General features: G+C 36.3%; 9 protein-coding genes and 1 tRNA gene. 6 read left to right on the forward strand and 4 right to left on the reverse strand.

Annotation, left to right across the window (positions count from 1 at the left end):
- The first annotated feature begins 153 nt into the window (after positions 1-153).
- From FW781_RS03410 to FW781_RS22310, 5 genes are all read left to right on the forward strand, one after another.
- Complete coding sequence (locus tag FW781_RS03410) at positions 154-678, forward strand: hypothetical protein (RefSeq protein WP_149386122.1); 525 nt, start codon at positions 154-156, stop codon at positions 676-678.
- Positions 679-762: 84 nt separating this feature from the next.
- Positions 763-1,566: a fimbrial biogenesis chaperone gene (locus FW781_RS03415; protein ID WP_149386123.1), complete on the forward strand. Its 804-nt coding sequence runs from the start codon at positions 763-765 to the stop codon at positions 1,564-1,566.
- The gene (locus tag FW781_RS03420) at positions 1,559-2,584 is read left to right on the forward strand and encodes a hypothetical protein (protein WP_149386124.1); all 1,026 of its coding nucleotides are present in this window, start codon (positions 1,559-1,561) and stop codon (positions 2,582-2,584) included. The genes FW781_RS03415 and FW781_RS03420 overlap by 8 nt, the downstream gene beginning before the upstream one ends.
- Positions 2,585-2,590: 6 nt before the next feature.
- Entirely contained in the window at positions 2,591-5,389 is a 2,799-nt protein-coding gene (locus tag FW781_RS03425) for a COG1470 family protein (protein WP_149386125.1), read from the forward strand.
- A gap of 127 nt (positions 5,390-5,516) precedes the next feature.
- On the forward strand, positions 5,517-5,678 hold the full coding sequence (locus FW781_RS22310) for a hypothetical protein (RefSeq protein ID WP_156118919.1): 162 nt from the start codon (positions 5,517-5,519) through the stop codon (positions 5,676-5,678).
- Positions 5,679-5,922: 244 nt separating this feature from the next.
- Here FW781_RS22310 and FW781_RS03430 read toward each other — a convergent pair.
- A tRNA-Arg gene (locus tag FW781_RS03430) sits at positions 5,923-5,994 on the reverse strand.
- Between the two features lie 275 nt (positions 5,995-6,269).
- Between FW781_RS03430 and FW781_RS03435 the strand changes: the two genes are divergently transcribed.
- Complete coding sequence (locus FW781_RS03435; protein WP_149386126.1) at positions 6,270-7,364, forward strand: alpha/beta hydrolase; 1,095 nt, start codon at positions 6,270-6,272, stop codon at positions 7,362-7,364.
- Between the two features lie 57 nt (positions 7,365-7,421).
- Here FW781_RS03435 and FW781_RS03440 read toward each other — a convergent pair whose 3' ends face one another.
- From FW781_RS03440 to FW781_RS03450, 3 genes are read right to left on the reverse strand one after another with little or no spacing between them, the layout of a single operon-like run.
- The gene (locus FW781_RS03440; protein WP_149386127.1) at positions 7,422-9,182 is read right to left on the reverse strand and encodes a TonB-dependent receptor; all 1,761 of its coding nucleotides are present in this window, start codon (positions 9,180-9,182) and stop codon (positions 7,422-7,424) included.
- Positions 9,183-9,216: 34 nt separating this feature from the next.
- Positions 9,217-9,708 carry a hypothetical protein gene (locus tag FW781_RS03445; protein ID WP_149386128.1) on the reverse strand — a complete coding sequence of 164 codons (492 nt, stop codon included), beginning with the start codon at positions 9,706-9,708 and terminating at the stop codon, positions 9,217-9,219.
- A gap of 3 nt (positions 9,709-9,711) precedes the next feature.
- Positions 9,712-12,675 (reverse strand): tetratricopeptide repeat protein, encoded by a 2,964-nt coding sequence (locus tag FW781_RS03450; RefSeq protein WP_149386129.1) that lies wholly within the window; start codon positions 12,673-12,675, stop codon positions 9,712-9,714.
- Positions 12,676-12,710 lie beyond the last annotated feature (35 nt).

Genomic DNA, 12,710 nt, shown 5'->3' on the forward strand with positions numbered 1-12,710 from the left:
CTTTATAAAATACTTTTTTTCAGCAAGATTATTTCCAAAACCAAATTTACAAATCTTTAGTACTTTTTCACAAAATAAGTACCTGTACCTCTTTCTACATTTGCACCTGGAAAAAAACAAGAATTAATACACTATTAAAACTCCCGTTATTTTATGAAGAAATATATTGTAGCCTCTATGTCGCTATTTGGTTTTGTTGCATTCAAGGCTCAGCAAAATGTAACTTTAAATGTTAGATTAAAACCTATCCAAACCCTTATCGTTAATCCCGCTCAAAAAGTGGTCAACTTAGACTATAAAACGAAAGATGACTATGCCAACGGAGTATCTTCTGTAAATGCTGATCATTTAAGCATCTATAGTACAGGAGGTTTCCAGGTTAAAGTAAAAAGTGCCAATTCAGCATTGCAAAGTGGTGCAAAAAATATCCAGGCTAATACAATTCAAATTAAAGCCAGTGCAGGAACTGAAGTTCTTAACGGAGCTCAGTATGCACAGAATGTACAGCTTTCTGCTAACGATGCAATATTAGTAACCTCTGCCAATGGTGGTGTAGACAAAAAAATTAACATTGAATATAAAGGAGCCGGAGCCAATGCTTACCTTGACAATTATATTGCAGGTCAGGATCCTACCGTTTATACAACGGAGCTAACGTATACTATTATTTCTCAATAAGTATTTAGATATTATATAAACTACTGCAGATAAAGTGTTACAAATTGTAGCACTTTATCTGTACTTAAACAGCAAAGTATAATAATGAACCGATCTTATATCTTCATTGTATTCTCTTTACTCTTTTTCTGTTCTCAAATCAAAGCTCAGACAGGAGTATCTGTATCTCCTCCCAGACTTTATTTTGAATCTGATGCAGGGAAAAGTACTACTCAGAAAGTAACTGTAACCAACGTGAGTGCAAAAAATTCTCTGGATATGGCTGTCAGCTTAGGTGACTGGGAATATAATGAAACAGGAGAAAACAAGATGTCTCCGGCCAATACGCTGCCTACATCCTGCGCAAGTTGGATTTCCATAAAAAATGAGGACACTTATTTTACCCTGGCTCCGGGAGAAAGAAAAGATATTGATGTAACTATAACTCCGCCCGGTACATTATCAGATCAGATGTTAGCCCATACTGCCGTACTGTATGTGAGCCAGATGAATCCTGTGAATGATGTAGATAATAAAGGAGCCAATATAAAAGTAAGTATCCGTTCAGGGATCAAGCTCTTTCATAAGCTAACTGCCAAAGCCAGCAAAAAAATTGAAATCCATAACCTTACATTAGCTCAGTCAAAAAAAGATCTTAGCATTTTATTTGAAAATCAGGGCAATATATGGACAGACGGAAAAATACTAACAGAACTTGTCAATACAGAAAACGGCAATAAAATATCACTTGATCAGATTATTTTCTATACTATGCCCGGAAATAAAAGAGAAGTGAATATACCTCTTCCTGCAACCCTTTTAAAAGGGAAATATACTGCATCAGTAATGATTGATTATGGAGATAACAATAATTTAGAGTTGGCAGAGCTGAATTTTACACATGAATAAAAAACTGTGTCTTATCCTGTTATTGATCTCCATAAGCTGCTTTTCACAAATTTCATACAGCTCGTGGGTAAACAGTTATCTGCAGATTAATTCTTATAACGGAAATACAAATCCGGATGCGTACACACTTACCTTAGCGGGTAATGGGAATATCAACATTCCTAATTGGAGAGTTTCGGTACGATTGAAGCAGCCTGTAATGTCAAATAATGGGAATTATATTTTACCTGCGAATAAAATTTCTTTTCAGCCGGTATCATCATCAGGAAAGGCCTACCCTAACCCGGTTCCTTCAATTCCACAAATTGGTATGCCGCTTAATGTGATTTTAAAAGAAGGGCAAGAAGTATTCTTAATCCCCAAGTCAAATGCTGCATTATTTAATCAGCCGGCACAACCAAATGGTTATTACAGCCTTCAGATTAAATACAGCATGAATCTGGCAGGAGGAACCTATCTGGGGGCATATCCTGCCTGGATTACTTTTACAGCGCCATTGCAGTTTACGGCGTATGATCAGTACAACAATATTATCGGTACTATGGATCATAATTTTCAATTTCAGATCGGCACACTTTCAGGAACTCCTACCGATATTCCGGAGCTGTCTATGAAGTTTGGAGCGGCGGCAATGAATAGTAACCTGGAATTTAAAAATATGCAGGATTATATAAACGGGGCTCATGTAACTTATTCCAATGCACTTATTGTTAAAAGCAATACGAATTATCAGATCAAATTAAAATCCCTTCAGACTCAGTTCAGTTCACCTGCCGGTAATTCTCTGCCTCTTGATGCGGTACAGTTTAATCTGATTCCTATTTCAGGCAACATGGGAACTGTATATACCGTTTTGCTGAGTACAGTGCCACAAATTATCGCTGCCGGCGGTTCTACACAGAACGCAGATGTTTATTATGACATGAAGTATTCTACCCAACCCAATGATGAAAGATTTATCAATGCCAAAGCAGAGGATTACACAACAACTCTTCAATTCGAGATTACGCCTCAATAATTTATAATGCTTTATAACAGGCTGTTCAGGAAAATAATACTTTTTATTCTGATCCCGTTTTCCATTTGGATTCCGGCTCAGACTGGTGCAGCTATAAACATGGAGATCCGTAATGAGACCAATCGGGCTAACCCAAACATTGTAGAGATCCTGCTTGTTTTGAAAAATAATGAAAATAAACATTTTAAAGGCCACATTGAAGTTAAGACTCCCAGAGGTTTCAGAACAATATCTGACAACAATTCTGAGATAGAACTGAATCCAGGCCAGCAGCTGTTTGTTCCCATCAAAATACTGACAAGCAGCACTATTGTTTCCGGTAAAGCGGATCTCACATTTACCATTACTGATGAAAGAAATCAACAGGTTGTAAAAAAGAGTCTTTCCTATGTGGTGACGGAGAATAATAATATGAAGATAACAGCTGAAAATCCTGTTGTCTACATGGGAACTTATAAGGATTCTCTGGAAGTCCGGGCAAGGATTTCCAATTTAGGAAACAAAAGGCAGAATGTTACCCTTGTATTTAAAATTCCTGAGGCTGCCCAGAAGAACCTTTTTATTGAGAAAAAAGGAACTATTGATGTGCAGAAAGATTCCGTATTTGTTTTTCGGTTTCTGCCTTCCGGAAATCTGCTTAAGAGTTCTCAGTTTACAGTCAATATTGCCGGTTTCAGAGAGCCGGATAAGGAAATCTTTGGTAATGCTTCCATATTGGTACAAAACGTTTCTTCTACCCAGCGTTATCAGGATATGGAATTCGATATATTTTCAAATTACAGCAAAAATACTATTACTGCCAGCTACAGACGTGTCGGCAACACTACAGACATGTATCAGCTGATGGGTTCAGGCGGCTTTAATCTTCCTTCCGGCTATATGTTTATCCGCGGTAATATTTATACCCTGAACAATCAAAGCGATCCTGTTGTGAGCAATACCTATGTATCTTATCACAGAGAACAAAGTGAATTCACTTTGGGGAATATCAGTAAAATGATGGAAGTCTCCTTATTTGGAAGAGGTGCAGAATATGCTTATACTTCTTCAGATAAAGACAAGAAAATAGAAGTAGGTTTTGTAGATCAGAGTTTCAGTCTTATTGAAAGAAATTCTTTTCTGAAATATGGATACGGTTTTTATGCCAGGGGAATGATGGGGGCTCAAAATGCATCTAAAAATTTCTCAGCAACCTATATTTTTAAAAATGACCCTTATGAAAAAGCGAATCATCATGTACTAGGTACTGATATTCAGTATTCTTTCCATAAAGACTGGAAAATGAATTCCAAAGTATACAGCGGTCTGAGTTATTATGAAAATACACATCTTACCAAGCCTTCTTTAGCTTTGGAAACGCAGTATTCAGGAAATATAAAAAAAATGAATCTGAATGGGAACTATTTCTACAGCAGTGATTATTATCCCGGAAACAGAAGAGGAATGCTGCAAATACAACAGAATTTTTCAACACCCATTTTTGAAAAACACTATTTGTATGCGAATATGATGATCTCTAATTTTTCACCAAAATTTTACTCTTACAACTATGATTTTAAATCCAATACGATAAGAGGAGATATGGGAATCAATTTCGCGAAAAGGAAAAATTTCGGATTTTCTGTAGGCACACAATATCAGGAGGAAAGCTCAAACAGCTACAATAACTTTTTTGATACTTCAGGAAATCAGGAACTGCAAACGCTGAAAGCACTTAGAATCATCCAGAATACAACATGGATCAGCAATAACAGGAAACATTCTTCGCTACTAGCACTGGAAGCAGGCTCAGTCATGTATCCTGATGGCCACAATGCAGAATATCAGATGAAAATTACTGGTAATTACAGTTACAAATGGTTCAATATAAATGGAATATATCAGCATGGAAGCTATTACCTCTCGGAATTCGCTTCATCCAGAAATTTCAACGGGGATATCACATATAAGAAATTTTCAGTATCTGCTTTTGTTAACAAAAACATCTTAGCAGAAAAACTTACTATTACTTCAGGGTTATCCTATACTGATGATATTTTATATGACAAGTCTCCTTCTGGATTTGTAAACCTGAAATATACAAAAGAAAAATATGGAGTATTCCTGAATTCTTCCTGGTTTAATTATTCTTCCAACAACTTCAGCAATAATTTTTTTACGATTGAAGCAGGCGTCACACTGAACCTTCAGCCTAACAGACTTATTGCCAGCAAAAAGGGCGAAATAGCGGCATTTGTATTTTATGATAACAATAATAACAGTGTATATGATGAAGGTGACCAAAGTGCTGAAAATTACATCATTATGATCAACAATGTTTCATTCAAAACAAATCATGATGGCAAAATTGTGTACAAAGCTATTCCGTATGGCCCGTATAGGCTAAAACAGGTAATCCAGCAAGGATGGTATTATAATGAAATGGAGTTTGAAGTGAAAAAAAGCAGCTATTCTCTTCAAGTTCCACTGCATCAAAACGGAACCATGCTGGGAAAAATCACTTATGAATTTGATCCTAAAAAAGCATTGGAATTTGAACCTAAAACGGCAGGAATTATTTTCAGCATCTATGATAAAGATAAGTTTATCCAGCATGTAGTTACCGATGACAATGGCGAAATCGGCTCTTTCCTGGGATCTGGAAATTACAGAATAGAGCTTGTGGAAAGTTCACTGCCCGCAAACACCTATTCTGAGAAAATAAGCCGGGACTTTACAGTTCAGGCAGGAAAAATAATCAACCTTGAACCATTTGTCATCAGGGTTTCAGAGAAAAGGATACATGTTAAGAAGTTTGGAAATTAGATGAATAAAGATTCTTTTCATTATAAAATGTATTGATTAGAGACCTTAACATAATAAAAATAAAATAAGTATTCAAAAACCTACCCTGATTATTTGTTTTTATAAAAAAAAATCACTATATTGATATATGAAAAAAAATGATCTTCAGGACAATATAACACACGCAGGCAAGGTTAACGAGAGAACCAAAGCCTTAGAAATCCTTGAAAAAGCAAAGAAAACACAGGGAAAAATTACATTTTTGCGACAAGGCGTAGGAAGAAATTTTAAACCTAAAAACGAGGAATAAGATAAGACCAAATCATTAGGGAAGCCATGTTAATTTCCCGCAGTGTACGGATTTCATATTTTAATTTAACATTTATCAGATATTACAAAAACCTTCTCAAAAGAGAGGGTTTAGTATCCATATGTTCTCATATTTTTCATCCCCCATTAACTAATCATAAAAGCTCCGGATATCGGGGCTATATTTTTGCTAAAAATCTATATTTGTGTGTGTAAACAAAAAAGCTCCTAAAAAAGGAGCTTTGTGACCGCAGAAGGATTCGAACCCTCACTGTCGGAGCCGAAATCCGAAGTTCTATCCATTAAACTATGCAGCCGTGTTCATAAAACAATAAGTAATGAGTCATACCACTGCTATGATTTCGACTGCGAAAATACTGATTTTTTTACAATTTATAAAGCCTGCAAAAGTTTAATTACAAAATCATTGATAAGGTAGATTATCTTTTTGCAACCGGATCAATGGGGAATATTATAAAGAAAAAGAGCAAACATTTAAAGTTCAGATGTTTAAAAAACAAAATATGTAACATTCAAAATAAACTTCAGACTCATATCATAAATATAAAGCACATTTCAAAGATCAAAAATTATGAGAATTAAAATATTATCAGCCTTTCTGTTTTTCTGGACAGCTGTATTTTTTGCACAGAATACCCCATCCAATGATGAGTATGCCAAAGCTAAAGAAATCATTAAGGATCTCGACTCCATTGTTTCCCCCAATGGGATTCAGGAAAGCTATCCTGTTACCATAGGAAGTATAAAACAGCAGGTATATGTAAGAGGACAGAATAAAGAAAATCCAATTATACTGTTTGTTCACGGAGGGCCTGCCTCTCCGGTAGCTCCGGTTATGTGGATGTTTCAAAGACCTATTGAAGAGTATTTCACAGTCGTTAATTATGATCAGAGAGCTGCAGGAAAAACCTATGCTATTAATGATACCGTTAATTTGGGAAAAACCATACATATTGACCAATATGTAAAAGATGTGATTCAGCTGACGGAATATATTCAGAAAAAATACAATAAGAAAAAAGTGATACTGATGGGCCACAGTTGGGGAACTATTGTTTCCATGAATGCTGCCTTAAAAAGACCTGACCTCTTCTATTCCTATGTTGGAATAGGTCAGATTATCAATACCAAAGACAATGAGCGTTTAAGCGTGGAATTTGCTTTAAAAGAAGCAACCCGTTTAAAAAATGAAACTGCCATAAAAGAATTGAAATCCATTGCACCCTATCCCGGAAATCTGCCGATTACACGGGAGAGAATTATTATTGCAAGGAAATGGCCGCAATATTATGGTGGTTTAACGGCTTTCAGGAATAATTCAAGGTATTATTTCCAGGCCCCTCTGCTCTTCTCAGAATATTCTGAAAAAGATCTTGATGCCCTTGGTGGCGGAAGTCTTTTTACATTGAAAAAACTTTTACCGGAGTTTTTAAACGTTGATTTCAAACCCGTGAAAAAATTTCCTATCCCGGTTTTCATGTTCATGGGACGTCACGATTATACAACCCCTTCTGAACCCACCAATGCATGGTTGCAAAATGTAAAAGCCCCTGTAAAAAAAGGAATCTGGTTTGAAAATTCGGCACATTTAATTCCTTGGGAAGAACCCGGAAAAGTGCTGATTACCTTATTAAATGACGTCTTACCAACGGCTAAAGACAAGTAATAAAAAAACCTTACATCCTGAAATGTAAGGTTTTGTTTTATTGAAATATCTTAAAGTTTAGAACGTAATTTTCACTCCTCCCAAAATCTGTGCGCCCAGGACTTTATAGCCTTTGTACGTCTGGTATTTTGAGCTCAGAAGGTTATTTCCGAGTGCAAAAACACTGAAGTTTTTGTGAATTTTATACTCTGCAGAAAGATTTAAATCAGCATAACCACCCACTTTATCGTTTGTATTCTCCGTAGACTGGTAGATTACTGGATTCCCTATTCCTTCAATGGCAAAAGAGTTTGTAGTTCTGTCACTTGCAAAGATTCCTTTGAATCCTAACAATAACTTCTTATCAAGCATTGTATATTTTGCTCCGATGCTTGCATTGAACAATGGAACGTTATAAATATTGTCGTAATTCTTAAGATCATACTTGGTAAATCTTAATTCTGCATCTAAAATCAGGTTAGCCAATGGGAAATACTGCACGCTCCCTTTGATATCGCTTACATTTCCATCATCATAGACTGCAGAGAATGTATTGGCAAAGTTATAGGCAGAACGTTCAACAGAGGTATTATCAAAAAGACCATTGCCCTTAAAGAACATAATATCTCTCATCTTTCCATAGCCTGCAGAGAAGTCGTATTTCAACGTTTCATCAATATCCCCTCTCAATCCTACGTAAAAGTGATATTTCGTCTCTGTAGGCTTTAAAAACTGGTCAGAAAGGATGAATGGATTCGTCTGCAGCATATCACCGTAGGTATTCAGCTTCAGACCTCCGTCTACCCCACCATAGAATTTGAATTCTTTGGCTGCGGCAAACTGAAACTCTGCCTGCGGGAACCAATAGGTTTTATTATTTTTTTGCTGCTCCAGCTGATCATTAGAATTCTTAGCATTCAGGAAAGAAAATGATGAACCTAACATCAAATAGGAATCACCTTTTCTGAACGTTACTTTCGGAGTCAGGCTGGTATTGAAGAAATTGGAAGAGTTTTTATCTCTGATGGCAAAATCAGTCTTCACCGCATCCAATCCTACTCCAAGATCAGCATTCAGATTGATTCCTGATTTTCCTAATTCTACGGCATGCTTTGAAAAGTTGGCAAGAATGGAAACCTGGTTTTCCTGAGCATCAAAATGATCTTTCAGGAATGATGACTTCACCCTTACATCATTTAAGATTTCATTGGAATAAAAATCATAGTATCCGTTTACTTTAAACTGATTTACCTTTTGCTTCAGATCAAGCTCACCAGTCGGCTGCATCGCATAGATTCCGTAATAATTATAATTGTCTAAGCCATATTCAGCATTGATATTGAATTTCCCTTTTTCTCCGTAAGAATTCAGGAAAGCCCCAATATTAGCCGAAGTCTGCCCGGATTTCCAGTCATACTCTTTTTTAAGACCATTGGTAGAAAGCACATGAACATCCGCTCCTACTTCAAATTTATTTTCGAGGGTCTTGGAGATGTTTCCATCTACTAAGATTTTACCGTAATTCCCCATTCCGAACTGGAAGTAATTATTTTGAGCCGTTCCGTCAAATTTCGGAGCAACATCTTCCCCCTGAATCGTTGAAGTTTTAAAATCAGAAACAGCAGGAACATCCGTGATGGTATATTTCACAGGAGTCTGCGATTTCTCTTCCGGCGGATAGTTTTTAATGGTTTCCACAGAAGTCTTCTTCTTCTCGATCTTCTTCACTTCCGGCTCTCTCTTTTTGTTAAGAACCAGTTTTTCCTCCTTGATCTGGGAAAACGCCACGGACGAAATTCCTAAAAATAATATGGATAATATTTGAATCTTCTTGTTCATATTTTCTTTATTTGAAAAAAATATATAACGGGTTTTACTTATTGGAAGCAATATATTTGCCTAATAAAGCTTTCCCTGACTGTTTTGAAAAAGTTCTCCCTAGTCTGAATATATTAAACAGCCAAAGGCTTTGATAAACTTGTAATTTGTATTGATAATTTTTCGTTGTACTGTTCTCAGCTACATCATAACTGTAAGAAATATCATAAGGAAATCCTGAAGGCAATAACCCGACGGTAAGCATACTTCCTATCATAGGGTTTCCACATGGAGGAGTACGGGTCAGCATCGGATGCAGGGTTATTTTAGCTGCTTGGCTGCTGTCTTCTACGATTTCATAAATATCAGAATGTTTTAAAATCTCAAATTCTTTCTTAAGCTCTTTATTGACTACAAAAGCTTTTTGCTTCTTGAAATCAGCTTTTGCCTGATTATACTCTTTAGGATATGCACTATACGATGGAATGCAGCTCCAGAGTGAAGCCGAAACTAAGAAAGAATAAATAGCAATTTTTAAAACCTTCATGTATTATTTCTTAATCTGTTTCTTAACTTCTTTTGCTTCTGCAACAATTTCAGGGAAATCCTTATAGTTCGCAATGATCTGATCACATGTATAACTTGCCTGATAGTTATCTTTCAGACCGATATAATTTTTCGCCATCAATACCAACGCTTTTGCTCCCCAGAATTCTTCTGATGCATAGTTATTGGCAAGCTTAAAGATCGTCTCATTAGAAGACTTGAACGCTTTCCCTTTGTTCTGATAGTATGCTTTTGCATATAAAGCTTCTGCAGCTACAGAAGTGTTGGATGATTTTTCAAGAGAAACGTAGGCAGACTGTGCCTCCTTATCTTTTCCTGAGTTCATCAGACTTCTTGCTTTGATCACTTTTGCGGTTTCAATTACAGCTGCTGAGTTTTTAGAATTTGCAATGACTGCATTGGCTAATTTTTCAGCTTCAGAGAAATTGTTTTCTTCTGCATACAGCTTCATCAACTCAACATTTGCATAATTTTTAATGCTGATATTGGAAGAGTTCTTAATACCCTCAAGGTACTTTTTAGCTTCCGCAGTATTGCCTTGTGCAATAAATATTTGAGCTAAACGAGTTTGTGCATCATCCTGGTAATCATTCTGAATTCCAGCTACTTCCTGAAGAACAAGTAAAGCTTTAGTTGAATTATTGGTTTGGTAATAACTCTCTCCCAATTCATACTTCGCCTGATACAATCCTTCCCCTGTTGGGTTCTGTGTCAGATACTTTTCGTAGTAAGAAATTGCATTTTTATAATCTTTCTTCGCAAACAACTGCTTACCTGTTGATAGATTAATCTCATCAATTTCTGCAGCATCTACATTTACCCCGACATTTCTTGCAAAAGTTTCATATCCTGAAACATCTCCGTTTTTCGTGAAAATGGGTTTTGCTGCCTGAACAACTTTCTGGGCATATGCTGTATTTTTATACTGTTCCCCCAGAGATTTCAGTTCAGAAAGCGCTTTATCATTCTGGTTTTGGTCGATATAGTTCTGAGCTCTGTAAATTGAAGCATTGGCGATCAGATCTTTATCAGCAGATCCTTTAATCACTTTTCCGAAATAATCATTGGAGTTTGTAAAATCATCCTGAGCAGCATAGGCTGTTCCTATTTCGTATTGAGCATCATCATAATATTCAGAATCCGGATATTTCGATAAAAGATTTTTAAGGTTGGTAATCTTCGCCTGTGTATCTCCTTTAAACCCTAAAGCCATTGCTTTTTGGTACAATGTATAATCCGTTGCATCTTCATTCTTATCATAAATAGCAATCGCTTCATTCAGGTCATTATTCGCATAATGAATATCTGCGAGACGAAGTTCTGCATCGTTTTTAAATTCCGGCTTCGGATTGGTAAGATATTGTTTGAAGTAAGTAGCAGCCTGATCAAATTTCTTGGATTTAAAATAAGCATATCCTAAATCATATGGCAACTGCTGTTTTTCAGGGAAGTTTTCGGTAAGAAGCTTTTCGTAACGAGCAATGGCAGACGGATAGTTTCCTTTCTGGTAATAGACCTGTGCCAGCCAGTATAAAGCTCTGCTGTTAAACTCTTTATTGATGTTGAAACCAAGACTTCTTAAGAAATATTTCTCAGCTTCATCATAGTTTCCTTTGTTAAATTCTTCTGTTCCCAATAAATAAGAAACCTCCTGATCTACTTTGTTGATCTCAGGAGTAGAACTCTGCAGTCTGTCAATCGCGTTCAGAGTTTCTTTATAGTTTCCGGAATACAGATATGATTTCACCAATAATGATCTCATTTCTGTAGCATTGGCGCCATTCTGATTCTCATTGATATAACTCTGGATTACCGCAGAAGGGCTTTCAAACGGGTTCCCGATATCATAACTTAACTTAGCATACTGCTCGTGAGCCAGTTTCTTCACTTTCGCATCATAATCCATCTGATAAGAAGAACGGAATGCAGAAAGCGCTTCCTGTTTTTTATCAACTGCCAGATAAGCATTTCCTAACTGGTAGTAAGCATTCTGCGCTAAAGCCGAATTGCTGTTCAAAAGCTGGTTGTAATAAGAAACCGCTTCATCATATTTTTTCAGCTGTGCAGCTACAAATCCCATCTCATACAAATCGTTTTCAGATGGATTCTGCTGTACACTCAGATAATCTTTCAAATGAGGATAGGCAGAAGTATAATCATTCTTCATGAAGTAACTCTCCCCAATGATCTTATGAACTTCCGCTTTATAAGAATCTGAAATATTTTCGTTCAACAAGGCATTTCCTTCCGTAATGGCCTGGTCGTAGTTCTTATCATTGTAATACATCTGTACATAATAAGGACGTACCAGCTTTGAGAATTTATCCTGATCCTTTACAGAATCAAAATACTGGAAAGCTTTATCGTTTTGTCTGTTGCTGTAATATAAATGCCCCAGCATATAAGCGATATCACCTTTTTGAGACTGATCTGCTGTTTTATAAGCTTCTTCCAATGCATCAGTTGCTCCCTTAGAATCACCCGTCATGAATTTTGCATATCCAAGCTTCAGAATATACTGCGTATTTTCTTCTTTTGAAAGCTGATACTGGTTTACTTTTTTTAAAGTCTCCAGAGCTTTGTCAAAGTCTTTTTTTGCTAAATAGTAATCTGCCAGCGGAAGATTAGCCTGTGCAAAATAAGCAGAATTCGGATATTCTTTCATGAAAGCAGTTAATCCTTCTTCAGCATGATTTTTCTGAAGAATCACGCCAATCACATTATCAAAAAACTGCGCAGCTTCCTTTTTTGAACGGGACAAATTCTGATTGTAGAAATATTGTCTTGCATATTCGTATTGAGAAGCATTGTATATTTTGGTCTGATAAAGATTTTCGGCTAGATTAAACCTGTAATTTTCTTTCTGGGTAAAATATTGAGACTGCTGAGCATCGGAGATTCCGAAATAAATGACCGCGGCCGCTAAGAGTATTTTTTTTGATTTCATTCTTCTTGATCTAAGAAAATTAGTCTAAATAAGTT

Origin of the sequence: Chryseobacterium panacisoli, from assembly GCF_008274625.1 — a bacterium.
Classification (GTDB): Bacteria; Bacteroidota; Bacteroidia; order Flavobacteriales; family Weeksellaceae; genus Chryseobacterium; species Chryseobacterium panacisoli.